The following is a 23,423-nucleotide window of genomic DNA, read 5'->3' on the forward strand; positions in this document are numbered from 1 at the left end:
ACCCTCCCTTTAGCCCTCTTGCGTGCGTGGTCCCATACGATGCAAGTCTTCAACAGCGTTCCCTTTATCGGCGACGGCGTGGAAACAGCGCTCGATCCCCGTCGATTCCCCTACCTATTCAACGACCATGGCTTGGCGCAGCCGAGTGCCCAAGTGCGCGGCAACCTGATTCCGCTCAGCCCCGAGAACCCGGCCCTGTCCCTGGGCACTCGCTACACCGGCATCAGTTGGAGCGACCGTGAGGTTCCCACGAGCGCCGGCCCCTACTGGATCAAGACGTTCGATTTCCACGCCAGCGAAGTGCATTACGCACCGATCCGGGCAACCAAGGAAACGGCGCAAGCCTTCGGCATGACTCTGCTCGGCAACGGCGAATGCCTGCGTTTCGAGTATGACCAGTTGATCCTCGGCCAATATACCTACGGCAAATGGGCAGGCCATCAATCGCCCTACCTGGGCCCTGCGCACCAACGCGAGTTGCTGACCTACAACCCGACCGACCTCGAATACCACAACTTTCCCCACGCGTTTTTTCCCGCTACGGGCGCTTGCCGCTGGTAATCAGCGTCGCCCGCTGGCGGCCTGGGTCGAGGGAGATTTATCTGGCTGACCTGTGGGTCCAGCCGGGCGATGCATTGGTCTTGCCGCCCAAGCATTACCCCGACATTGCCCCCAGTGACGCCCACGGCATCGAAAACTGGCCGGTCGTCGTGGACATGCATGGCAACCGAAACTCGGCGCTGGCCTGCTGGTTCGGGGAAGGTGAGGACTGCTTGCTGACGGAGACGATCCTGGCCAATTCGACCTTGATGGCCTCTCCGCAAGGCAAACCGCACTACCACGAGGAGACGACGCCGACGCGGCATGAAATACCAGCCAATTATCGGCCGTGAGGCGACTGCACGGCAGGCAGGCAGGCACGAAAAATCTGGATGATGTAGCCCAGGAAGAACCGCTGGACCGGGTCTGTGCCAAAAAAAAACCCAAGCGCAAGACGCTTGGGTTTTTAGAGAGGCTAGCTGAGGCAGGTATCAGAACGGAATATCGTCATCAAAGCTGTCGAAATCCGGAGCCGGTTGCGGCGCGGCCTGCTGCGGAGCTGGGCGTTCGCGTTGTGGCTGTGGAGCCGACGACTGCTGCGGACGTGGCGCCTGCTGGCGTGGAGCCGACTGCTGGTAGTTGTTGCCACCTTGCTGCTGGTCACCCTGTGGACGGCCGCCCAGCAGTTGCATGGTGCCTTGCATGTCGACCACGATTTCAGTGGTGTAGCGCTTGATGCCGTCTTTTTCCCATTCGCGGGTCTGCAGTTTGCCCTCGATGTACACCTGCGAACCCTTGCGCAGGTATTCGCCAGCGATCTCGGCCACCTTGCCGAACATCGACACGCGGTGCCATTCGGTCTTCTCGACCTTCTGGCCGGTCTGCTTGTCGGTCCACTGTTCGCTGGTCGCCAGACTCAGGTTGGTCACGGCGTTGCCGTTCGGCAGGTAGCGAACTTCGGGATCCTGGCCGCAAGTACCGACCAATATGACTTTGTTAACCCCACGGGCCATAACGTTCTCCTAGGCTTCGCACGCGTTCGGGGCCGGGTTGTTCACCAGGCGCTCAAGCGTCGCACGATCCAATAATTCGGTGTCCAGTTTGATATATACGGCCGCCTCGTCGGCGACCACCACTGCATCGGTTACTCCAACGACGGCCTTCAGGCGCTCGGTCAGGCCAGCCTCACGAATCGCCTCGGGCGATAAGGGCAAGCGCAGGCTCGTCACATAGGGAGGTTCGCGCATGGTAACAGCAAAGAGCAGCCAAAGTGCAGCCAGCGCGGCGCAACCCAGGAACACAACCGACAAACCGCCATGCTGGAACAGCCAACCGCCGAGGATCCCGCCCAACGCCGAGCCCAGGAATTGGCTGGTGGAATAAACCCCCATTGCCGTGCCCTTGCCGCCCGCCGGAGAAACCTTGCTGATCAGCGACGGCAGCGATGCCTCCAGGAGATTGAACGCGGTGAAGAACACCACCGTGCCGATCACCAAGGCTCGCAAGCTATCGCCGAACTGCCAGAAGAATAGCTCAGTGAGCATCAGCGTCACGACGGCGCCGAGCAAAACTCGTTTCATTTTGCGTCGTTTCTCGCCATAGATGATGAACGGGATCATCGCGAAAAACGAAATCAGCAATGCGGTCAGATAGACCCACCAGTGCTGTTCCTTGGGCAGGCCGGCCTTCTCCACCAGCGCCAGCGGCAAGGCCACGAAGCTGGACATCAGCATGGCGTGGAGCACGAAAATGCCCAGGTCCAGGCGCAACAGGTCCGGGTGCTTGAGCGTCGGGATCAGCGCCTGGCGAGCCACCCCGGATTCACGGTGCTGCAACGGCCCGGTGGAGCGCGGCACCATGAATGCGACGATCAGGATGCCTACCAGCGCCATCGCACCCGTCGCCAGGAACAATCCCGACAAGCCAAAGGCACGGGTCAGCAGCGGTCCTACGACCATGGCGACAGCGAACGACAGACCTATCGTCATGCCGATCATGGCCATGGCCTTGGTCCGATGCTGTTCGCGGGTCAGGTCCGACAGCAACGCCATGACCGCTGCGGAAATAGCGCCCGCGCCTTGCAGGACGCGTCCGGCGATCACGCCCCAGATCGAGTCGGCATTGGCCGCCAGCATGCTGCCCAGGGCGAAGACGATCAGCCCCAGGTAAATCACGGGACGCCGCCCGATACGGTCGGAAATGACCCCGAACGGAATCTGGAAAATCGCCTGGGTCAGGCCATAGGCGCCAATCGCCAGCCCGATCAGGGCCGGGGTCGCACCCGCCAGGTCCATGCCATAGGTCGCCAGCACCGGCAACACCATGAACATGCCCAGCATACGGAAGGCGAACACCAGGGCCAGACCGCTTGCCGCGCGTGTCTCGCCACTACTCATGCGTTCGCTGTGGGGATCGTGCATGGAAAAACCTCATGTGAACCGGCGGCGATTCTACCAGTCCCATCGATTGAGGGGGTATATGGCGACCGTTTGCCGCGCAGTCTTCATGTATGGCTGCAATCGCACCTTCAATAGTGTGCATCCATCCAGTATTTGCCCGTATACTCCTACGTTTTCGACGCCCGCCGAGCGAGGCCACTTTGGACAAGATCCTGATTCGTGGGGCCCGTACCCACAACCTGAAGAACATCGACCTGACCCTGCCACGGGACAAACTGATCGTCATCACCGGCCTGTCCGGATCCGGCAAATCATCGCTGGCTTTCGACACCTTGTACGCCGAAGGCCAGCGACGCTATGTCGAGTCGCTGTCGGCCTACGCCCGGCAGTTCCTGTCGATGATGGAAAAACCCGACGTCGACACCATCGAAGGCCTGTCGCCGGCGATCTCCATCGAACAGAAGTCCACGTCCCACAACCCACGGTCGACGGTCGGCACCATCACCGAGATCTACGACTACCTGCGTCTGCTGTATGCGCGAGTCGGCATCCCCCGTTGCCCCGATCACGACATCCCCCTGGAAGCCCAGACCGTCAGCCAGATGGTCGACCTGGTGCTGGCCCAGCCGGAAGGCAGCAAGCTGATGTTGCTGGCGCCGGTGATTCGCGAGCGCAAGGGCGAGCACCTGATGGTTTTCGAAGAGCTGCGCGCCCAAGGCTTCGTCCGGGCCCGGGTCAACGGCAAGCTCTGCGAGCTGGACGAACTGCCGAAGCTGGACAAACAGAAGAAGCATTCGATCGATGTGGTGGTCGACCGTTTCAAGGTTCGCGCCGACCTGCAGCAGCGGCTGGCCGAGTCCTTCGAGACGGCGCTGAAACTGGCCGACGGCATCGCCCTGGTGGCGCCGATGGAAGACGAACCTGGCGAAGAGATCATCTTCTCCGCGCGCTTCGCCTGCCCGATCTGCGGCCACGCCATCAGCGAGCTGGAACCCAAGCTGTTCTCCTTCAACAACCCGGCCGGCGCCTGCCCGACCTGCGATGGCCTGGGGGTCAAGCAGTTCTTCGACACCAAGCGCCTGGTGAACGGGGAACTCACCCTGGCCGAAGGCGCGATTCGCGGCTGGGACAGGCGCAACGTCTATTACTTCCAGATGCTTGGCTCCCTGGCAGCCCACTACAAGTTCAGCCTGGACAAGCCGTTCAACGAGTTGCCCGCCGACCAGCAGAAGTCCATCCTGCATGGCAGCGGCTCGCAGAATGTCGACTTCAAATACCTGAACGACCGCGGCGATATCGTCAAGCGCTCCCACCCGTTCGAAGGCATCGTGCCGAACCTGGAACGGCGTTACCGCGAGACCGAATCTGCCAGCGTGCGCGAAGAATTGGCCAAGTTCCTCAGCACCCAGCCTTGCCCCGATTGCCGTGGCACGCGCTTGCGTCGTGAGGCGCGGCACGTATGGGTCGGTGAGAAAACCCTGCCGGCGGTGACCAACCTGCCGATCGGCGACGCCACCGATTATTTCGGCGGACTGAAGCTCACCGGTCGTCGTGGCGAAATTGCCGACAAGATCCTCAAGGAAATCCGCGAGCGCCTGCAGTTCCTGGTGAATGTCGGCCTGGATTACCTGACCCTCGACCGCAGCGCAGACACCCTGTCCGGCGGCGAAGCCCAGCGTATCCGCCTGGCCAGCCAGATCGGCGCCGGCCTGGTGGGCGTGATGTACATCCTCGACGAGCCGTCCATCGGCCTGCACCAGCGCGACAACGATCGGCTGCTCGGGACCCTGAAGCACCTGCGGGACATCGGCAACACGGTGATCGTGGTCGAGCACGACGAAGACGCGATTCGCCTGGCAGATTACGTGGTGGACATCGGCCCGGGCGCGGGCGTGCACGGCGGGCATATCGTTGCCCAAGGCACCGCCGCCGAAGTCATGGCCCACCCTGACTCCCTGACCGGCAAATACTTGTCGGGCCGGGTGAAAATCAAGGTTCCGGCCAAGCGCACACCGCGCAACAAGAAATTATCCCTGACCCTCAAGGGTGCCCGCGGCAACAACCTGCGCAACGTCGACCTGGAAATCCCCATCGGCCTGCTGACCTGCGTCACCGGCGTATCCGGCTCCGGCAAGTCGACGCTGATCAACAACACCTTGTTCCCCCTCAGCGCCACGGCCCTGAACGGTGCCACGACCCTGGAAGCTGCCGCCCACGATAGCATCAAGGGCCTGGAGCACCTGGACAAGGTCGTTGACATCGACCAGAGCCCGATCGGCCGCACACCGCGCTCCAACCCGGCGACCTACACCGGTTTGTTCACGCCGATCCGCGAATTGTTCGCCGGCGTGCCGGAGTCTCGCTCCCGGGGTTACGGCCCGGGGCGGTTCTCCTTCAACGTCAAGGGCGGGCGCTGCGAGGCCTGCCAGGGCGACGGCTTGATCAAGGTGGAAATGCACTTCCTGCCGGACATTTATGTGCCCTGCGACGTGTGCAAGAGCAAGCGTTACAACCGCGAAACCCTGGAGATCAAGTACAAGGGCAAGAACATCCATGAGACCCTCGAGATGACCATCGAGGAAGCCCGGGTGTTCTTCGACGCGGTGCCGGCACTGGCGCGCAAGCTCCAGACGCTCATGGATGTGGGTTTGTCGTATATCAAGCTCGGGCAGTCGGCGACGACCTTGTCCGGCGGTGAAGCCCAGCGGGTCAAATTGTCCCGCGAGCTGTCCAAGCGCGACACCGGCAAGACCCTGTACATCCTCGACGAGCCGACCACGGGCCTCCATTTCGCCGATATCCAGCAATTGCTCGACGTGCTGCATCGCCTGCGCGACCACGGCAACACCGTGGTAGTGATCGAGCACAACCTGGACGTCATCAAGACCGCTGACTGGCTAGTGGACCTGGGACCGGAAGGCGGATCCAAAGGGGGCCAGATCATCGCCGTAGGGACGCCTGAGCAAGTGGCCGACATGAAGCAGTCCTACACCGGTCATTACCTCAAGCCGTTGCTGGAGCGTGATCGGGACTGATTCCACCTGCACATAAAAAAGCCCCTGCCATCTCATCAATGGCAGGGGCTTTTTTATGTTTTGTGGTCGCAGGTCAGAACTGCGATTGCAGGTAATTCTCCAAGCCGATCAGTTTGATCAGACCTAGTTGCTTCTCCAGCCAGTAGGTGTGGTCTTCTTCGGTGTCGTTGAGCTGGATGCGCAATATCTCGCGAGTCACGTAGTCGTTATGCTGCTCGCAGAGCTCGATGCCTTTGCACAGCGCCGCGCGAACTTTGTACTCCAGGCGCAAATCGGCGGCGAGCATGTCAGGGACCGTGGTGCCGACGTCCAAATCGTCCGGACGCATGCGCGGTGTGCCTTCGAGCATCAGAATCCGACGCATCAGTGCATCGGCATGCTGCGCCTCTTCTTCCATTTCATGGTTGATTCGCTCGTAGAGCTCGGTGAAACCCCAGTCCTCATACATCCGCGAATGGATGAAATATTGATCACGGGCCGCCAGCTCGCCGGTCAGCAACGTGTTGAGGTAATCGATTACGTCTGGGTGGCCTTGCATCGCCCTGCACCTTCACAAGCTTTCAAAGGTTGTAGTTTGAACCATGAAGCCCGCAAGGTCACTCGCCCATCGCAACAAAAGCGAAGAAAATCAGAGAAAACCAGCCTAAATAACGCAAAAACCGCCCTAATGAGGGCGGTTCTGCTTCTCGTTTAGACTTAGTTAAGCTGTACGCCCAACGCCTTTGCAATGCCTTCCCCATACGCGGCGTCTGCCTTGAAGAAGTGCTGCAATTGACGGTCGACGACATCCGGCGATACACCGCCCATCGCACCGGCAATGTTGCTGATCAACAGCGCCTTCTGCTCATCGTTCATCAAACGGAAGAGCGCACCGGCGTGACTGTAATAATCGGTGTCTTCGCGATGATCGTAACGATCCGCCGCGCCACTGAGGGCCAACGCCGGCTCGGCATAACGTGGAGCCTGTTTCGGTGCTTCCACGTAACTGTTGGGCTCATAGTTCGGCGCAGCGCCACCATTGCTGCCGAACGCCATGGCTCCGTCACGCTGGTAGGAGTTGACCGGGCTAAGCGGCGCATTCACCGGCAACTGCTGGTGATTGGTGCCAACACGGTAGCGATGCGCATCGGCGTAGGCGAATACGCGACCCTGTAGCATACGGTCTGGAGAGAGGCCGACGCCGGGAACCATATTGCTCGGTCCGAAGGCTGCCTGCTCGACTTCAGCAAAGTAGTTCAGCGGGTTACGGTTGAGCTCGAGCTCGCCCACTTCGATCAACGGAAACTCTTTCTGCGACCAGGTCTTGGTTACGTCGAAGGGGTTTTCGTAATGCGCAGCAGCCTGGGCCTCGGTCATGATCTGGATGCAGACGCTCCATTTCGGAAAGTCACCGCCCTCAATGGCATTGAACAGATCCCGTTGGGCGTAATCCGGATCGGTACCCGCCAGCCGTGCAGCCTCGGCCGGTGCAAGATTCTTGATCCCTTGCTTGGTCTTGTAGTGCCACTTCACCCAGTGACGCTCACCCAGGGCATTGATCAGACTGTAGGTATGGCTGCCGAAACCGTGCATATGACGGTAGCCATCAGGAATACCACGGTCAGAGAACAGGATGGTGATCTGGTGCAGCGCCTCGGGCGAGTGCGACCAGAAATCCCACATCATCTGGGCGCTCTTCAGATTGCTTTGAGGCAGACGCTTCTGGGTGTGGATGAAATCCGGAAATTTCAGCGGGTCACGAATGAAGAATACAGGGGTGTTGTTGCCAACGATGTCCCAGTTGCCTTCTTCGGTGTAGAACTTCAAGGCGAAACCGCGCGGATCACGCTCAGTGTCTGCAGAACCACGCTCGCCACCCACGGTAGAGAACCGCAGAAAGGTTGGCGTCTGCTTGCCGACCGACTCGAACAGCTTGGCACTGGTGAATCGGGTAATGTCTTGGGTTACGGTGAATGTGCCGTAGGCACCCGACCCTTTGGCGTGCACGCGACGTTCAGGAATGTTTTCGCGGTTGAAGTGAGCCAGCTTCTCGATCAGATGAAAATCGTCGAGCAAAAGCGGCCCCCGCGGGCCAGCGGAGCGAGAGTTCTGGTTATCGGCGACTGGAGCGCCGCTGGCGGTCGTAAGCGTTTTGGTCTGGCTCATGCTCAATCTTCCTGGGTCGGGTCTTCGAACTGCCGGCTAATCGGCTGGAAAGGAGTATTGACCATGTTAGTGACAGTATCCAAATTCATTAAATTATGGACATCGATAGTCATTATCTAACGCTTAGGACTTGCCCATAGCGGAGCCAGCCGAAACGCCTTTTCCGCTTTTCTATCGGGCACAAAAAACCGGGCACATGGCCCGGTTCTTTGTATGTTGCCGACTTACTCAGCGGATACAGCTTCACCGCTGGTAGCACGATCAACCAACTCGACGTACGCCATAGGCGCGTTGTCGCCAGCACGGAAACCGCACTTGAGGATGCGCAGGTAGCCACCCTCACGGGTAGCGTAACGCTTGCCCAGGTCGTTGAAGAGCTTACCAACGATAGCTTTCGAACGAGTACGGTCGAAAGCCAGACGGCGGTTAGCCAGGCTATCTGTCTTGGCCAGAGTGATCAGCGGCTCAGCAACGCGGCGCAGTTCTTTGGCTTTCGGCAGTGTAGTTTTGATCAGCTCGTGCTCGAACAGCGACACCGCCATGTTTTGGAACATGGCCTTGCGGTGCGAGCTGGTGCGGCTCAGGTGACGACCACTTTTACGATGACGCATGGTTCATTCCTTACCAAACACAACGTTCGGTGATTACGACGATCAGGCAGTCGCCTTGTCGTCCTTCTTAAGACTTGCAGGCGGCCAGTTGTCGAGGCGCATGCCGAGGGACAGACCGCGGGAGGCCAGAACGTCCTTGATTTCAGTCAAGGATTTCTTGCCAAGGTTCGGAGTCTTCAACAGCTCTACTTCGGTGCGCTGGATCAGGTCACCAATGTAGTAGATGTTTTCCGCCTTAAGGCAGTTAGCCGAACGTACAGTCAGTTCCAGATCGTCAACCGGGCGAAGCAGGATCGGATCGATCTCGTCTTCCTGCTCAACAACCACTGGCTCACTGTCACCTTTGAGGTCGACGAACGCAGCCAACTGCTGTTGCAGGATGGTTGCAGCGCGGCGGATAGCCTCTTCAGGATCCAGGGTACCGTTGGTTTCCAGATCAATAACCAGCTTGTCCAGGTTGGTACGCTGCTCGACACGGGCGTTTTCCACCACGTATGCGATACGGCGAACCGGGCTGAACGAAGAGTCAAGCTGCAAGCGACCGATGCTGCGGCTTTCGTCTTCATCGCTCTGACGCGAGTCTGCCGGTTCATAACCACGACCACGAGCTACGGTGAGCTTCATGTTCAGGGCGCCGTTAGACGCCAGGTTAGCGATTACGTGATCGGGGTTAACGATCTCGACATCATGATCCAGCTGAATATCGGCAGCGGTAACCACCCCCGAACCCTTCTTCGACAAGGTCAGCGTAACTTCGTCACGACCGTGCAGCTTGATAGCCAGGCCTTTAAGGTTCAACAGGATTTCAATTACGTCTTCCTGTACACCTTCGATGGCGCTGTACTCATGGAGCACACCGTCAATCTCGGCCTCGACTACTGCACAGCCGGGCATTGAGGACAACAAGATGCGGCGCAGCGCGTTGCCCAGGGTGTGGCCGAAACCACGCTCGAGAGGCTCGAGTGTGATCTTGGCGCGGGTTGGACTGACAACCTGCACATCAATATGGCGGGGTGTCAGGAACTCATTTACCGAAATCTGCATGGATGCACCTATTTTCTAGCCCTTACTTGGAGTAGAGCTCGACAATCAGGCTTTCGTTGATGTCGGCGGACAGATCACTGCGAGCAGGAACGTTCTTGAAAACGCCCGACTTCTTCTCAGTGTCTACTTCTACCCATTCTACGCGGCCACGTTGGGCACACAGATCGAGAGCTTGGACAATGCGAAGTTGGTTCTTTGCTTTCTCGCGAACAGCAACCACGTCACCAGCACGAACCTGGTAGGACGGAACGTTTACGGTTTGACCGTTAACGCTGATCGACTTGTGCGATACCAGCTGACGGGATTCGGCACGAGTAGAACCGAAACCCATACGGTATACAACGTTGTCCAGACGGCATTCGAGCAGCTGCAACAGGTTTTCGCCAGTTGCGCCTTTCTTGCCAGCAGCTTCTTTGTAGTAGCCGCTGAATTGACGCTCGAGAACGCCGTAGATACGACGGACCTTCTGCTTTTCACGCAGTTGGGTGCCGTAGTCGGACTGGCGACCGCGGCGTTGGCCGTGGATACCAGGTGCTGCTTCAATGTTGCACTTCGATTCGATCGCGCGCACGCCGCTCTTCAGAAAAAGATCGGTGCCTTCGCGACGAGCGAGTTTGCATTTTGGACCAATGTAACGAGCCATTCTTTACAATCTCCTGGATTACACGCGGCGCTTCTTCGGCGGACGGCACCCGTTGTGCGGGATTGGCGTCACGTCGGTGATGCTGGCGATCTTGTAGCCACAGCCGTTCAAAGCGCGGACTGCGGATTCACGACCTGGACCTGGACCTTTGACGTTGACGTCGAGGTTTTTCAGGCCGTATTCCAGCGCAGCTTGACCAGCACGCTCAGCAGCTACTTGAGCAGCGAACGGGGTGGACTTGCGGGAACCGCGGAAACCCGAACCACCGGAGGTAGCCCAGGAAAGAGCGTTACCTTGACGGTCGGTAATGGTCACGATGGTGTTGTTAAAAGAAGCATGGATGTGGGCGATGCCATCAACCACTGTCTTTTTAACTTTTTTACGAGGACGAGCAGCAGGTTTTGCCATGATTAAATTCCTGTCGATTCGCTGGGGCGATTACTTGCGGATCGGCTTACGCGGACCTTTACGGGTACGCGCGTTGGTCTTGGTACGCTGACCGCGCACTGGAAGACCACGACGATGACGCAGACCGCGATAGCAACCGAGGTCCATCAAGCGCTTGATTTTCATGTTGATTTCGCGACGCAGGTCACCTTCAGTGGTGAACTTCGCCACTTCGCCACGCAGCTGTTCAATCTGCTCGTCGCTCAGATCTTTGATCTTTGCCGCTGGGTTGACCCCAGTCACTGCACAAATTTTCTGTGCAGTAGTGCGACCAACACCATAGATGTAGGTCAGCGAGATAACAGTATGCTTGTTATCTGGAATGTTGACGCCTGCAATACGGGCCATTCAGTGGGACTCCAATTGACAGCTACCTACGCCCCGGAAGCCAAGAAATAGGGCGCGAGATAATATCGCTGTAATAACAAATAATCAACCCGGCAGCGCACTAGCTGCCGGGCTTAAAGCACAATCACACTCAGCCTTGGCGCTGTTTGTGACGCGGTTCCGCGCTGCAAATTACCCGAACAACACCTTCGCGGCGAATAATCTTGCAGTTACGGCACAGCTTTTTCACCGATGCACGAACTTTCATCACCAACTCCTCGAACCTTATGGACGCTACTCAGCGCAACATGCCGCTGCCGTAGCCCTTCAGGTTGGCTTTCTTCATCAGGGATTCGTACTGGTGCGAAACGAGGTGCGATTGTACTTGGGACATGAAGTCCATCACAACCACGACCACGATCAGCAACGAGGTCCCGCCAAGGTAGAACGGTACGTTTGCCGCAACCACCAGGAACTGGGGCAACAGACAGACGGCCGTCATGTAAAGAGCACCGAACATGGTCAAGCGAGTCAGAACGCCATCAATGTAGCGCGCAGACTGCTCACCTGGACGGATGCCCGGAATAAAGGCACCGGACTTCTTCAGGTTTTCCGCTACGTCTTTCGGATTGAACATCAACGCCGTATAGAAGAAGCAGAAGAAAATAATCCCTGCACTAAACAGCAGAATATTCAACGGCTGACCAGGAGCGATCGACTGCGAGATGTCCTGCAACCAGCCCATACCTTCAGACTGGCCGAACCAGGCACCCAACGAAGCCGGGAACAGCAGGATGCTGCTCGCGAAAATAGCCGGAATAACGCCGGCCATGTTCACCTTCAACGGCAAGTGGCTGGTCTGCGCAGCAAATACCTTGCGGCCCTGCTGACGCTTGGCGTAGTGAACAGCGATACGCCGCTGACCACGCTCAATGAACACCACGAAACCGATAATCGCTACTGCCAGCAGACCGATGGCAACCAGGGCGAAAATGTTGATATCACCCTGACGCGCAGACTCGAAAGACTGCCCGATCGCTCTCGGAAGACCGGCGACGATACCTGCGAAGATCAACATCGAGATACCGTTGCCAACACCACGCTCAGTGATCTGCTCACCCAGCCACATCATGAACATCGCGCCCGCCACAAAAGTGGTTACCGCAACGAAATGAAAGCTGAAGTCAGCAGTGAACGAAACGCCCTGCCCCGCCAGGCCAATGGACATGCCAATGGCCTGAACGAGAGCGAGAACGACAGTGCCGTAGCGGGTGTACTGGCTGATCTTGCGACGGCCAGCTTCACCTTCCTTCTTCAACTGCTCCAGCTGCGGGCTGACGGCGCTCATCAGCTGCATGATGATCGATGCCGAAATGTACGGCATGATCCCCAGTGCAAAGATGCTCATCCGCTCCAGCGCGCCGCCGGAAAACATGTTGAACAAGCTAAGAATGGTCCCCTCATTCTGTCGAAACAGGTCCGCGAGTCGGTCCGGGTTGATACCTGGAACCGGGATGTGTGCGCCTATTCGGTAGACGATAATCGCCAAGAACAGAAAACGCAGACGAGCCCAGAGTTCAGACATACCGCCTTTGCCGAGCGCAGAGAGAGCACCTTGCTTAGCCATTTATTCCTCGAACTTGCCGCCAGCTGCTTCGATAGCCGCACGCGCACCTTTGGTGGCGCCGATTCCCTTTCCGATGGTGACAGCACGAGCAACTTCGCCCGACAGCATGATTTTCACACGCTGAACGTTCTGGTTGATCACGTTGGCATCCTTCAGGGACTGCACGGTGACGATGTCGCCATCCACTTTGGCCAACTCGGACAGACGCACTTCTGCGCGATCCATGGCTTTCAGGGACACGAAACCGAACTTCGGCAGGCGACGATGCAGCGGCTGTTGACCGCCTTCAAAGCCTGGAGCAATGGTGCCACCGGAGCGGGAGGTCTGACCTTTGTGGCCACGGCCACCGGTCTTGCCCAAACCACTACCGATACCACGGCCCGGACGATGCTTTTCGCGACGGGAACCCGGCGCTGGACTCAGATCATTGAGTTTCATCGATTAACCCTCGACACGCAGCATGTAGTAAGCCTTGTTGATCATCCCGCGATTCTCGGGAGTATCCAGGACTTCTACAGTGTGACCGATGCGACGCAGACCCAGACCCTTAACGCACAGTTTGTGGTTAGGGATGCGGCCGGTCATGCTTTTGATCAGCGTAACTTTAACGGTAGCCATGATCAGAAGATCTCCTTGACGCTTTTGCCACGCTTGGCGGCAATGGATTCAGGAGACTGCATTGCTTTCAAACCCTTGAAAGTGGCGTGAACCACGTTTACTGGGTTAGTCGAGCCGTAGCACTTGGCCAGAACGTTCTGAACGCCAGCAACTTCGAGGACAGCACGCATAGCGCCGCCAGCGATGATACCGGTACCTTCAGAAGCAGGCTGCATGTACACCTTCGAAGCGCCATGGGCAGACTTCATTGCGTACTGCAGGGTAGTGCCGTTCAGATCAACCTGGATCATGTTGCGGCGAGCAGCTTCCATTGCCTTCTGGATCGCAGCAGGCACTTCACGCGACTTGCCACGGCCGAAGCCAACACGGCCTTTACCATCACCAACCACGGTCAACGCGGTGAAAGTGAAGATACGGCCGCCTTTAACGGTTTTGGCTACGCGGTTAACTTGAACCAGCTTCTCGATGTAGCCTTCGTCGCGCTTTTGGTCGTTATTTGACATAACTTAGAACTCCAGCCCAGCTTCACGAGCAGCATCAGCCAGCGCCTTGACGCGGCCGTGATACTTGAAGCCAGAGCGGTCGAAAGCCACCTGCGAGACGCCAGCGGCTTTAGCACGCGTAGCGACCAGCTGGCCAACCTTAGTGGCCGCGTCGATGTTGCCAGTGGCGCCATCACGCAGTTCTTTATCCAAAGTCGAGGCACTTGCCAGGACTTTGTTGCCGTCGGCCGAAATGACCTGGGCGTAGATGTGCTGCGACGAGCGGAACACGCAGAGACGCACGACTTCGAGTTCGTGCATTTTCAGGCGTGCTTTGCGAGCGCGACGCAGTCGAGTAACTTTTTTGTCGGTCATTTGCTATGCCCTACTTCTTCTTGGCTTCTTTACGACGGACGACTTCGTCCGCGTAGCGCACACCTTTGCCTTTGTACGGCTCTGGTGGACGGAAGTCGCGGATCTCGGCGGCCACTTGACCTACCAGCTGCTTGTCGATGCCCTTGATCAGGATATCGGTCTGGCTAGGAGTCTCAGCGGTGATGCCTTCCGGCAGTTCATAATCCACTGGGTGCGAGAAGCCAAGAGCCAGGTTCAGCACTGTGCCTTTTGCTTGCGCTTTGTAACCAACACCGACCAGCTGGAGCTTGCGCTCGAAGCCTTGGCTTACGCCTTGGACCATATTGTTTACCAACGCACGAGTGGTACCAGCCATTGCGCGAGTTTGTTGATCGCCATTGCGAGCAGCGAAACGCAGCTCACCAGCTTCTTCAACGATCTCAACGGACGAATGGATGTTCAGTTGCAGAGTGCCCTTGGCACCCTTCACCGAAAGCTGTTGGCCTGCGAATTTGACTTCGACACCGGCTGGCAGCTTAACGGGGTTCTTAGCGACGCGTGACATGCTTATCCCCCCTTAGAACACAGTGCAAAGAACTTCGCCGCCGACACCGGCAGCGCGCGCAGCACGATCCGTCATCACACCTTTGTTGGTGGAGACGATAGACACACCGAGACCGCCACGAACTTTTGGCAGATCATCGACGGACTTGTACTGACGCAGGCCTGGACGGCTAACGCGCTTCACTTCCTCGATGACCGGACGGCCTTCGAAGTACTTCAGCTCGATGGACAGCAGAGGCTTGATTTCGCTGCTGATCTGATAACCCGCAATGTAACCTTCGTCCTTCAGGACTTTGGCAACAGCTACCTTCAAAGTAGAAGATGGCATGCTTACGACGGACTTTTCAGCCATCTGGGCATTACGGATACGAGTTAGCATGTCCGCTAACGGGTCCTGCATACTCATGGGCTAGACGCTCCTAATACACAAAAAATTAGCCTTGCGGCTAGTACGTGTCGCCGAGCGCATCCATGCAAAAAAAGCACGGGCTCAGGCGAGCCGGGTATTCTAGACACACCCCACAAATGAATCAAGCCCCATGAGGGGCTTGATTCAAGTTCTAGGTCACCGGTGGTCAGGATCTTGCGACCCCGAGCACCAAGACTTAGATCGTGCTTACCAGCTGGCTTTGACCAGACCTGGAACGTCACCACGCATTGCAGCTTGACGCAGCATGTTACGGCCGAGGCCGAACTTGCGGTACACGCCGTGCGGACGACCAGTCAGGCGGCAGCGGTTACGCATGCGCGAGGCGCTTGCGTCACGTGGCTGCTTCTGCAGTGCTACGGTAGCTTCCCAACGCGCTTCTGGACTTGCGTTCAGATCCACGATGATAGCTTTCAGCGCTGCACGCTTGGTGGCGTACTTGGCAACGGTGAGCTGACGCTTCAGCTCACGGTTTTTCATGCTCTTCTTGGCCATTTTCCTACTCCAATCAGTTGCGGAACGGGAATTTGAAAGCGCGCAGCAGTGCGCGACCTTCGTCATCCGTCCGAGCAGTGGTGGTCAGGGTAATGTCCAGACCGCGGAGAGCGTCGATCTTGTCGTAATCGATTTCCGGGAAAATGATCTGCTCTTTCACGCCCATGCTGTAGTTGCCACGACCATCGAAGGACTTGGCATTCAGGCCGCGGAAGTCGCGAACCCGAGGCAGGGAGATCGACAGCAGACGATCCAGGAATTCATACATACGCTCACGGCGCAGAGTCACTTTGACGCCGATCGGCCAACCTTCACGGACTTTGAAGCCAGCGATGGATTTCCGAGCGTAAGTCACAACGACTTTCTGACCGGTGATCTTTTCCAGGTCAGCAACAGCGTGCTCGATGACTTTTTTGTCGCCGATCGCTTCGCCCAGACCCATGTTCAGGGTGATTTTGGTAACGCGCGGAACTTCCATCACGTTCGAAAGCTTAAGTTCTTCCTTAAGTTTCGGTGCGATTTCCTTCCGGTAAATCTCTTTTAGTCGTGCCATGGTCTTCTACCTAGCAGTGTTCAAGCATCAACCGCTTTTTGGGTCGACTTGAAGACACGAATTTTCTTACCGTCTTCTACTTTGAAACCAACGCGGTCAGCCTTGTTGGTTTCGCCGTTGAAGATGGCGACGTTGGAAGCGTGCAGTGGCGCTTCTTTCTCGACGATACCGCCCTGTACGCCCGACATCGGGTTAGGCTTGGTATGACGCTTGACCAGGTTCAGACCGCCTACAACCAAACGGTTGTCAGCAAGAACCTTCAGCACCTTACCGCGCTTACCTTTGTCTTTGCCGGCGATCACGATGATCTCGTCGTCACGACGAATCTTTTGCATGTCGGATCTCCTTACAGCACTTCTGGGGCGAGCGAGACGATCTTCATGAACTTCTCAGTACGAAGTTCACGGGTCACTGGCCCAAAGATACGGGTGCCGATCGGCTCTTGCTTGTTGTTCAACAGAACAGCAGCGTTGCCATCAAAGCGGATGATGGAGCCGTCAGCACGACGGACGCCATGGCGAGTGCGGACTACGACAGCAGTCATCACTTGGCCTTTTTTCACCTTACCGCGAGGAATTGCTTCCTTGACGGTAACTTTGATGATGTCACCGATACCAGCGTAACGACGATGGGAGCCACCCAGCACCTTGATGCACATAACGCGGCGAGCGCCGCTGTTATCGGCCACATCGAGCATGGATTGAGTCTGAATCATATAATTTCTCCGACCCCTAGTCCTTAGACTTCCACAGCGCGTTCGAGAACATCAACCAGCGCCCAAGACTTGGTCTTGGCCAAAGGACGAGTTTCACGAATAGTGACTTTGTCGCCGATGTGGCACTGATTGGTTTCGTCGTGCGCGTGCAGCTTAGTCGAACGCTTAACGTATTTACCGTAGATCGGGTGCTTAACGCGACGCTCGATCAGAACGGTGATGGTTTTGTCCATCTTGTCGCTGACAACACGGCCAGTCAGCGTACGGACAGTTTTTTCGGCTTCAGCCATGATTACTTACCTGCCTGCTGGTTGAGCACAGTTTTCACGCGAGCGATGTCACGCTTAACTTGCGAGAGCAGATGAGACTGCCCCAACTGGCCAGTTGCTTTCTGCATACGCAGATTGAACTGGTCGCGCAGCAGGCCGAGCAGTTGCTCGTTCAGCTGCTGTGCTGATTTTTCACGAAGTTCATTCGCTTTCATCACATCACCGTCCGTTTAACAAAGGAGGTGGCGAGCGGCAGCTTTGCAGCAGCCAGGGCGAAAGCCTCACGCGCCAGCTCTTCAGAAACACCCTCGATTTCATACAGGACTTTACCTGGCTGAATCTGGGCAACCCAGTACTCCACGTTACCCTTACCTTTACCCATCCGAACTTCGAGTGGCTTCTTGGTGACAGGCTTGTCCGGGAATACACGGATCCAGATCTTGCCGCCACGTTTTACGTGACGGGTCAGCGCACGACGCGCTGATTCGATCTGACGAGCGGTGAGACGACCACGAGCAACAGACTTCAGCGCGAACTCGCCGAAGCTGACTTTGCTACCGCGCAATGCCAGGCCACGGTTGTGACCGGTCATCTGCTTGCGGAACTTCGTACGCTTTGGTTGCAACATTTGGCGTACCCCTTACTTAGCAGCTTTTTTACGAGGCGCTGGTGCTTGTGGTTTCAGTTCTTCTTGGCGACCACCAATTACTTCGCCTTTGAAGATCCAAACCTTTACACCGATCACACCGTAAGTGGTGTGAGCTTCGTAGTTGGCATAGTCGATGTCGGCACGCAGGGTGTGCAGTGGCACACGACCTTCGCGATACCATTCAGTACGTGCGATTTCAGCACCGCCGAGACGACCGCTCACTTGGATTTTGATGCCTTTGGCACCAATGCGCATTGCGTTCTGTACAGCGCGCTTCATAGCGCGACGGAACATTACGCGACGCTCCAGCTGCTGAGCTACGCTCTGCGCAACCAGCATACCGTCGAGCTCCGGCTTGCGGATCTCTTCGATATTGATGTGCACAGGCACACCCATTTGCTTGGTCAGGTCCTGACGCAGTTTCTCAACATCTTCACCTTTCTTCCCGATAACGATACCTGGACGAGCGGTGTGGATGGTGATACGTGCAGTCTGAGCCGGACGATGGATATCGATACGGCTTACGGACGCGCTTTTTAGTTTGTCTTGGAGATACTCACGCACCTTCAGATCAGCGAACAAGTAGTCCGCATAAGTCCGACCGTCTGCGTACCAGACGGAGGTGTGCTCCTTGACGATTCCCAGGCGAATGCCAATGGGATGTACTTTCTGACCCATCTCTTCGACTCCGTTACTTGTCAGCAACCTTGACAGTGATATGGCAAGACCGCTTGACGATGCGATCAGCACGGCCTTTGGCACGTGGCATGATGCGCTTCAGCGAACGCCCTTCGTTGACGAAAACGGTGCTGACCTTCAGGTCATCAACGTCTGCGCCTTCGTTATGCTCGGCGTTGGCTACGGCCGACTCCAGCAATTTCTTCATGATCTCGGCGGCTTTCTTACTGCTGAAAGCCAACAGGTTGAGCGCTTCGCCCACCTTCTTCCCGCGGATCTGGTCGGCGACCAAGCGGGCTTTCTGGGCGGAGATTCGAGCGCCCGACAACTTAGCGGCTACTTCCATTTCCTTACCCCTTAACGCTTGGCTTTCTTGTCAGCCACGTGCCCACGGTATGTGCGGGTACCGGCGAACTCGCCCAGTTTGTGGCCGACCATGTCTTCGTTCACGAGAACTGGGACGTGCTGGCGACCGTTGTGTACTGCGATGGTCAAACCGACCATTTGTGGCAGGATCATCGAACGACGCGACCAGGTCTTAACTGGTTTGCGATCGTTCTTTTCCGCCGCCACTTCGATCTTCTTCAGTAGGTGAAGATCAATAAAAGGACCTTTTTTCAGAGAACGTGGCACTGTCGTATCCCTCTATTTACTTGCGACGACGGACGATCATTTTGTCGGTACGCTTATTACCACGAGTCTTCGCGCCCTTAGTCGGGAAGCCCCATGGCGATACCGGATGACGACCACCAGAGGTACGACCTTCACCACCACCATGTGGGTGGTCAACCGGGTTCATGGCAACACCACGAACGGTTGGGCGAACGCCACGCCAGCGCTTGGCACCAGCTTTACCCAACGAACGCAGGCTGTGCTCGGAGTTCGAGACTTCACCCAGGGTCGCACGGCATTCAGCCAGGACTTTACGCATCTCACCAGAACGCAGACGCAGGGTCACGTAGACACCTTCACGAGCGATCAGCTGAGCCGAAGCACCAGCGGAACGAGCGATTTGCGCGCCTTTACCTGGCTTCAATTCGATGCCGTGTACGGTGCTACCAACTGGAATGTTGCGCAGTTGCAGAGCGTTGCCCGGCTTGATCGGTGCCAAAGCACCTGCGATCAGCTGGTCGCCAGCGCTCACGCCTTTAGGGGCGATGATGTAGCGACGCTCGCCATCTGCGTACAGCAGCAGAGCGATGTGAGCAGTACGGTTTGGATCGTATTCGATACGCTCGACGGTGGCAGCGATGCCATCCTTGTCGTTGCGACGGAAGTCGACCAGACGATAATGCTGCTTATGACCACCACCGATGTGACGAGTGGTAATACGGCCATTGTTGTTACGACCACCAGACTTCGATTTTTTCTCGAGCAGCGGTGCGTGAGGAGCGCCTTTATGCAGCTCCTGGTTGACCACCTTGACCACAAAACGGCGGCCAGGGGAAGTCGGTTTGCATTTAACGATTGCCATGATGCACCCCTTCCTTACTCAGCACTGCTGCTGAAATCGAGATCTTGGCCTGGCTGAAGGGAGATAACTGCCTTCTTCCAGTCATTACGCTTGCCCAGACCGCGAGCAGTGCGCTTGCTTTTACCCAGAACGTTCAGGGTAGTCACGCGCTCTACTTTCACGCTGAACAGGCTTTCGACGGCCTTCTTGATTTCCAGCTTGGTTGCGTCAGTCGCAACCTTGAAAACGAACTGGCCTTTCTTGTCTGCCAGAACCGTAGCCTTCTCGGAAACGTGCGGGCCAAGCAGAACTTTAAATACGCGTTCCTGGTTCATCCCAGCAGCTCCTCGAATTTCTTCACGGCCGACACGGTGATCAACACCTTGTCGTATGCGATCAGACTGACCGGATCGGAACCTTGCACGTCACGCACATCAACGTGTGGCAGGTTACGAGCAGCCAGGTACAGGTTCTGATCAACAGCGTCAGACACGATCAGGACGTCAGTCAGGCCCATGCCGTTCAGCTTGTTCAGCAGATCTTTGGTTTTCGGTGCTTCAACAGCGAAGTCCTGAACCACGACCAGACGATCAGTACGCACCAGCTCAGCAAGGATGGAACGCATTGCTGCGCGATACATCTTCTTGTTCAGCTTCTGGGAGTGATCCTGAGGACGAGCTGCGAAAGTGGTACCGCCGCCACGCCAGATTGGGCTACGGATAGTACCGGCACGAGCACGGCCAGTACCTTTCTGACGCCATGGGCGCTTGCCGCCACCGGAAACGTCGGAACGGGTCTTTTGCTGCTTGCTACCTTGACGGCCGCCGGCCATGTAGGCCACGACTGCTTGGTGAACCAGCGTCTCGTTGAATTCGCCGCCAAATGTCAGTTCGGAAACTTCGATCGCTTGAGCGTCATTTACATTTAATTGCATGTCAGCTTCCCCTTAACCGCGAGCCTTGGCTGCTGGACGTACAACCAAGTTGCCGCCAGTAGCGCCAGGAACAGCGCCCTTGACCAACAACAGATTGCGTTCAGCGTCCACGCGCACTACTTCGAGGGACTGCACGGTCACGCGCTCGGCGCCCATATGACCGGACATTTTTTTGCCCTTGAATACACGACCAGGAGTCTGGCACTGGCCGATAGAGCCTGGAACGCGGTGGGATACGGAGTTACCGTGGGTGTTATCTTGCCCGCGGAAGTTCCAACGCTTGATCGTACCCTGGAAGCCTTTACCTTTGGACTGACCGGTTACATCAACCAGTTGACCAGCAGCGAAGATTTCAGCGTTGATCAGATCGCCGGCCTGGTACTCGCCTTCTTCAAGACGGAATTCCATTACGGTACGACCAGCGGCAACGTTCGCCTTGGCGAAGTGGCCAGCCTGAGCAGCTGTTACACGCGAAGCACGACGCTCGCCGACAGTGACTTGCACTGCACGATAGCCATCGGTCTCTTCAGTTTTGAACTGGGTGACGCGATTCGGCTCGATCTCAATGACCGTGACCGGAATGGAGACACCTTCTTCGGTGAAAATACGGGTCATACCGCATTTACGACCGACTACACCAATAGTCATGTTGTAAACCTCATGAGTGTACGGGGCTTTCACCCGCTATGGCCGCCCATTTCAGAGCGTTACACGACTAAGACCGAGTCTTAGCCGAGGCTGATCTGCACTTCCACACCGGCCGCAAGATCAAGCTTCATAAGTGCATCAACGGTTTTATCCGTTGGCTGGACGATGTCCAGAACGCGCTTATGAGTACGGATCTCGTACTGGTCACGCGCGTCTTTGTTGACGTGCGGGGAGACCAGAACGGTGAACCGCTCTTTACGGGTAGGCAGTGGAATTGGACCACGCACTTGAGCACCAGTACGTTTCGCGGTTTCCACGATTTCCTGGGTGGATTGGTCGATCAGGCGATGGTCAAAAGCCTTCAACCTGATACGGATTTGCTGATTTTGCATTGGATTTCAGACTCCGGCTGCTATTCCCACCGGGCGCAATACGCCCGTTAAAAGGAGGCGCAATTCTATAGACGCCCCTGATAGGTGTCAACCCAATAAAAAAGCCCCCGCTAGGCGGGGGCTCTTTCAATTCATCAAAGCTTACTCAAAAAGAGCTTACTCGATGATTTTGGCTACGACGCCAGCGCCGACGGTACGACCGCCTTCACGGATAGCGAAACGCAGACCGTCTTCCATTGCGATGGTCTTGATCAGGGTGACAACCATTTTGATGTTGTCGCCTGGCATTACCATTTCAACGCCTTCCGGCAGCTCGCAGTTACCGGTCACGTCAGTGGTCCGGAAGTAGAACTGTGGACGGTAGCCTTTGAAGAACGGAGTGTGACGACCGCCTTCTTCTTTGCTCAGGACGTACACTTCAGCTTCGAACTTGGTGTGCGGCTTAACCGAACCTGGCTTGACCAGAACCTGGCCACGCTCAACGTCGTCACGCTTGGTACCACGCAGCAGGACGCCGCAGTTCTCGCCAGCACGACCTTCGTCGAGCAGCTTACGGAACATTTCAACACCGGTGCAGGTGGTGACGGTAGTGTCACGCAGACCAACGATTTCCAGTGGATCCTGAACCTTGACGATACCGCGCTCGATACGACCGGTTACAACAGTACCGCGACCCGAGATCGAGAATACGTCTTCGATTGGCATCAGGAATGGCTTGTCGATAACACGAACTGGCTCTGGGATGTAGCTGTCCAGAGTTTCTACCAGACGCTTGACAGCGGTGGTACCCATTTCGTTGTCGTCTTGGCCGTTCAGGGCCATCAGAGCCGAACCGATGATGATCGGAGTGTCGTCACCTGGGAAGTCGTAAGTGCTCAGCAGATCGCGCACTTCCATCTCAACCAGTTCCAGCAGCTCAGCGTCGTCAACCATGTCAGCCTTGTTCAGGAAGACAACGATGTACGGAACGCCTACCTGACGGGACAGCAGGATGTGTTCACGGGTCTGAGGCATCGGACCATCGGCAGCCGAGCAAACCAGGATAGCGCCGTCCATCTGGGCAGCACCAGTGATCATGTTCTTCACATAGTCAGCGTGACCTGGGCAGTCAACGTGAGCGTAGTGACGAATCGAAGAGTTGTACTCAACGTGCGCGGTGTTGATGGTGATACCACGAGCCTTTTCTTCCGGAGCGCTGTCGATTTTGTCGAAAGCAACAACGGCCGAACCGAAAACTTCGGAGCAGACGCGAGTCAGAGCAGCGGTCAGAGTGGTTTTACCGTGGTCAACGTGACCAATGGTGCCAACGTTGACGTGCGGTAGGGAACGATCAAATTTTTCTTTAGCCACGACAATTAACTCCTTGCCTAAAGG

The 23,423-nt window shown here is 56.8% G+C and carries 36 protein-coding genes; 3 read left to right on the top strand and 33 right to left on the bottom strand.

Annotated elements, in window-relative coordinates; all coding sequences use genetic code 11:
- Nucleotides 1–39: 39 nt before the first annotated feature.
- Both PFLQ2_RS30760 and PFLQ2_RS30765 read left to right on the top strand, forming a co-directional pair.
- Nucleotides 40–561, top strand: a complete 522-nt coding sequence (locus PFLQ2_RS30760) for a hypothetical protein (protein WP_003185996.1) — start codon at nt 40–42, stop codon at nt 559–561.
- Nucleotides 549–893 carry a hypothetical protein gene (locus PFLQ2_RS30765; RefSeq protein ID WP_225970848.1) on the top strand — a complete coding sequence of 115 codons (345 nt, stop codon included), beginning with the start codon at nt 549–551 and terminating at the stop codon, nt 891–893. Before PFLQ2_RS30760 ends, PFLQ2_RS30765 begins: the two co-directional genes overlap by 13 nt.
- Nucleotides 894–1,031: 138 nt before the next feature.
- On the opposite strand, the gene PFLQ2_RS03710 is transcribed toward PFLQ2_RS30765, so the two are convergent.
- Both PFLQ2_RS03710 and PFLQ2_RS03705 read right to left on the bottom strand, forming a co-directional pair.
- On the bottom strand, nt 1,032–1,553 hold the full coding sequence (locus tag PFLQ2_RS03710; RefSeq protein ID WP_003186000.1) for a single-stranded DNA-binding protein: 522 nt from the start codon (nt 1,551–1,553) through the stop codon (nt 1,032–1,034).
- 9 nt (nt 1,554–1,562) lie between these two features.
- Nucleotides 1,563–2,960, bottom strand: a complete 1,398-nt coding sequence (locus PFLQ2_RS03705; protein WP_003186002.1) for an MFS transporter — start codon at nt 2,958–2,960, stop codon at nt 1,563–1,565.
- Between the two features lie 179 nt (nt 2,961–3,139).
- Between PFLQ2_RS03705 and uvrA the strand changes: the two genes are divergently transcribed.
- Nucleotides 3,140–5,974: an excinuclease ABC subunit UvrA gene (gene uvrA, locus PFLQ2_RS03700; RefSeq protein ID WP_003186003.1), complete on the top strand. Its 2,835-nt coding sequence runs from the start codon at nt 3,140–3,142 to the stop codon at nt 5,972–5,974.
- A gap of 73 nt (nt 5,975–6,047) precedes the next feature.
- Here uvrA and bfr read toward each other — a convergent pair whose 3' ends face one another.
- The 31 genes from bfr to tuf form a co-directional block, all read right to left on the bottom strand.
- Nucleotides 6,048–6,512 (bottom strand): bacterioferritin, encoded by a 465-nt coding sequence (gene bfr / locus PFLQ2_RS03695; protein WP_003186005.1) that lies wholly within the window; start codon nt 6,510–6,512, stop codon nt 6,048–6,050.
- Between the two features lie 158 nt (nt 6,513–6,670).
- Nucleotides 6,671–8,119 (bottom strand): catalase, encoded by a 1,449-nt coding sequence (locus PFLQ2_RS03690; protein ID WP_003186007.1) that lies wholly within the window; start codon nt 8,117–8,119, stop codon nt 6,671–6,673.
- 224 nt (nt 8,120–8,343) lie between these two features.
- Complete coding sequence (gene rplQ, locus PFLQ2_RS03685; protein WP_003186009.1) at nt 8,344–8,730, bottom strand: 50S ribosomal protein L17; 387 nt, start codon at nt 8,728–8,730, stop codon at nt 8,344–8,346.
- A 42-nt stretch (nt 8,731–8,772) separates the two neighbouring features.
- Entirely contained in the window at nt 8,773–9,774 is a 1,002-nt protein-coding gene (locus tag PFLQ2_RS03680; RefSeq protein ID WP_003186012.1) for a DNA-directed RNA polymerase subunit alpha, read from the bottom strand.
- A 22-nt stretch (nt 9,775–9,796) separates the two neighbouring features.
- Nucleotides 9,797–10,417 carry a 30S ribosomal protein S4 gene (rpsD, locus tag PFLQ2_RS03675; protein ID WP_003176404.1) on the bottom strand — a complete coding sequence of 207 codons (621 nt, stop codon included), beginning with the start codon at nt 10,415–10,417 and terminating at the stop codon, nt 9,797–9,799.
- An 18-nt stretch (nt 10,418–10,435) separates the two neighbouring features.
- Nucleotides 10,436–10,825, bottom strand: coding sequence for a 30S ribosomal protein S11 (rpsK, locus tag PFLQ2_RS03670; protein WP_002555466.1), 390 nt, complete (start codon nt 10,823–10,825; stop codon nt 10,436–10,438).
- Nucleotides 10,826–10,855: 30 nt separating this feature from the next.
- Entirely contained in the window at nt 10,856–11,212 is a 357-nt protein-coding gene (gene rpsM, locus PFLQ2_RS03665; protein ID WP_003186020.1) for a 30S ribosomal protein S13, read from the bottom strand.
- 130 nt (nt 11,213–11,342) lie between these two features.
- On the bottom strand, nt 11,343–11,459 hold the full coding sequence (gene rpmJ / locus PFLQ2_RS29135) for a 50S ribosomal protein L36 (protein WP_002555468.1): 117 nt from the start codon (nt 11,457–11,459) through the stop codon (nt 11,343–11,345).
- A gap of 30 nt (nt 11,460–11,489) precedes the next feature.
- Nucleotides 11,490–12,818 carry a preprotein translocase subunit SecY gene (gene secY / locus PFLQ2_RS03660; protein WP_003186029.1) on the bottom strand — a complete coding sequence of 443 codons (1,329 nt, stop codon included), beginning with the start codon at nt 12,816–12,818 and terminating at the stop codon, nt 11,490–11,492.
- Complete coding sequence (gene rplO / locus PFLQ2_RS03655) at nt 12,819–13,256, bottom strand: 50S ribosomal protein L15 (RefSeq protein WP_003186032.1); 438 nt, start codon at nt 13,254–13,256, stop codon at nt 12,819–12,821.
- A gap of 3 nt (nt 13,257–13,259) precedes the next feature.
- On the bottom strand, nt 13,260–13,436 hold the full coding sequence (gene rpmD, locus PFLQ2_RS03650) for a 50S ribosomal protein L30 (protein WP_003186033.1): 177 nt from the start codon (nt 13,434–13,436) through the stop codon (nt 13,260–13,262).
- 2 nt (nt 13,437–13,438) lie between these two features.
- Nucleotides 13,439–13,939, bottom strand: coding sequence for a 30S ribosomal protein S5 (gene rpsE / locus PFLQ2_RS03645; RefSeq protein WP_003186035.1), 501 nt, complete (start codon nt 13,937–13,939; stop codon nt 13,439–13,441).
- A gap of 3 nt (nt 13,940–13,942) precedes the next feature.
- Nucleotides 13,943–14,293, bottom strand: a complete 351-nt coding sequence (gene rplR / locus PFLQ2_RS03640; RefSeq protein WP_003186037.1) for a 50S ribosomal protein L18 — start codon at nt 14,291–14,293, stop codon at nt 13,943–13,945.
- 10 nt (nt 14,294–14,303) lie between these two features.
- A complete protein-coding gene (gene rplF, locus PFLQ2_RS03635; RefSeq protein WP_003186039.1) occupies nt 14,304–14,837 on the bottom strand; it encodes a 50S ribosomal protein L6 in 534 nt (177 codons plus the stop codon).
- 12 nt (nt 14,838–14,849) lie between these two features.
- Nucleotides 14,850–15,242: a 30S ribosomal protein S8 gene (rpsH, locus tag PFLQ2_RS03630; protein WP_003186040.1), complete on the bottom strand. Its 393-nt coding sequence runs from the start codon at nt 15,240–15,242 to the stop codon at nt 14,850–14,852.
- A 210-nt stretch (nt 15,243–15,452) separates the two neighbouring features.
- Nucleotides 15,453–15,758 (bottom strand): 30S ribosomal protein S14, encoded by a 306-nt coding sequence (gene rpsN / locus PFLQ2_RS03625; RefSeq protein WP_003186042.1) that lies wholly within the window; start codon nt 15,756–15,758, stop codon nt 15,453–15,455.
- A gap of 13 nt (nt 15,759–15,771) precedes the next feature.
- Nucleotides 15,772–16,311: a 50S ribosomal protein L5 gene (gene rplE, locus PFLQ2_RS03620; protein WP_003186044.1), complete on the bottom strand. Its 540-nt coding sequence runs from the start codon at nt 16,309–16,311 to the stop codon at nt 15,772–15,774.
- A 20-nt stretch (nt 16,312–16,331) separates the two neighbouring features.
- Entirely contained in the window at nt 16,332–16,646 is a 315-nt protein-coding gene (rplX, locus tag PFLQ2_RS03615; protein ID WP_003186046.1) for a 50S ribosomal protein L24, read from the bottom strand.
- 11 nt (nt 16,647–16,657) lie between these two features.
- A complete protein-coding gene (rplN, locus tag PFLQ2_RS03610) occupies nt 16,658–17,026 on the bottom strand; it encodes a 50S ribosomal protein L14 (RefSeq protein ID WP_002555479.1) in 369 nt (122 codons plus the stop codon).
- A gap of 23 nt (nt 17,027–17,049) precedes the next feature.
- Nucleotides 17,050–17,316 (bottom strand): 30S ribosomal protein S17, encoded by a 267-nt coding sequence (gene rpsQ, locus PFLQ2_RS03605; protein ID WP_003176419.1) that lies wholly within the window; start codon nt 17,314–17,316, stop codon nt 17,050–17,052.
- Nucleotides 17,317–17,318: 2 nt separating this feature from the next.
- On the bottom strand, nt 17,319–17,510 hold the full coding sequence (gene rpmC / locus PFLQ2_RS03600) for a 50S ribosomal protein L29 (RefSeq protein ID WP_002555481.1): 192 nt from the start codon (nt 17,508–17,510) through the stop codon (nt 17,319–17,321).
- Nucleotides 17,510–17,923 (bottom strand): 50S ribosomal protein L16, encoded by a 414-nt coding sequence (gene rplP, locus PFLQ2_RS03595; protein WP_003186052.1) that lies wholly within the window; start codon nt 17,921–17,923, stop codon nt 17,510–17,512. The genes rpmC and rplP overlap by 1 nt, the downstream gene beginning before the upstream one ends.
- 12 nt (nt 17,924–17,935) lie before the next feature.
- Nucleotides 17,936–18,622, bottom strand: coding sequence for a 30S ribosomal protein S3 (rpsC, locus tag PFLQ2_RS03590; RefSeq protein WP_003176422.1), 687 nt, complete (start codon nt 18,620–18,622; stop codon nt 17,936–17,938).
- A 13-nt stretch (nt 18,623–18,635) separates the two neighbouring features.
- Nucleotides 18,636–18,968 carry a 50S ribosomal protein L22 gene (gene rplV, locus PFLQ2_RS03585; RefSeq protein ID WP_003186054.1) on the bottom strand — a complete coding sequence of 111 codons (333 nt, stop codon included), beginning with the start codon at nt 18,966–18,968 and terminating at the stop codon, nt 18,636–18,638.
- Between the two features lie 11 nt (nt 18,969–18,979).
- Nucleotides 18,980–19,255, bottom strand: a complete 276-nt coding sequence (gene rpsS / locus PFLQ2_RS03580) for a 30S ribosomal protein S19 (protein WP_002555486.1) — start codon at nt 19,253–19,255, stop codon at nt 18,980–18,982.
- Between the two features lie 16 nt (nt 19,256–19,271).
- Nucleotides 19,272–20,096: a 50S ribosomal protein L2 gene (gene rplB, locus PFLQ2_RS03575; RefSeq protein ID WP_003186055.1), complete on the bottom strand. Its 825-nt coding sequence runs from the start codon at nt 20,094–20,096 to the stop codon at nt 19,272–19,274.
- A gap of 14 nt (nt 20,097–20,110) precedes the next feature.
- On the bottom strand, nt 20,111–20,410 hold the full coding sequence (gene rplW, locus PFLQ2_RS03570; RefSeq protein WP_002555488.1) for a 50S ribosomal protein L23: 300 nt from the start codon (nt 20,408–20,410) through the stop codon (nt 20,111–20,113).
- Nucleotides 20,407–21,009: a 50S ribosomal protein L4 gene (rplD, locus tag PFLQ2_RS03565; protein ID WP_003186057.1), complete on the bottom strand. Its 603-nt coding sequence runs from the start codon at nt 21,007–21,009 to the stop codon at nt 20,407–20,409. Before rplD ends, rplW begins: the two co-directional genes overlap by 4 nt.
- Nucleotides 21,010–21,021: 12 nt before the next feature.
- Nucleotides 21,022–21,657, bottom strand: coding sequence for a 50S ribosomal protein L3 (rplC, locus tag PFLQ2_RS03560; protein ID WP_003186059.1), 636 nt, complete (start codon nt 21,655–21,657; stop codon nt 21,022–21,024).
- 80 nt (nt 21,658–21,737) lie between these two features.
- On the bottom strand, nt 21,738–22,049 hold the full coding sequence (gene rpsJ, locus PFLQ2_RS03555) for a 30S ribosomal protein S10 (RefSeq protein ID WP_003186070.1): 312 nt from the start codon (nt 22,047–22,049) through the stop codon (nt 21,738–21,740).
- A 156-nt stretch (nt 22,050–22,205) separates the two neighbouring features.
- The gene (gene tuf / locus PFLQ2_RS03550) at nt 22,206–23,399 is read right to left on the bottom strand and encodes an elongation factor Tu (RefSeq protein WP_003186071.1); all 1,194 of its coding nucleotides are present in this window, start codon (nt 23,397–23,399) and stop codon (nt 22,206–22,208) included.
- Nucleotides 23,400–23,423 lie beyond the last annotated feature (24 nt).

It is taken from the genome of Pseudomonas fluorescens Q2-87 (assembly GCF_000281895.1).
GTDB lineage: Bacteria > Pseudomonadota > Gammaproteobacteria > Pseudomonadales > Pseudomonadaceae > Aquipseudomonas > Aquipseudomonas fluorescens_S.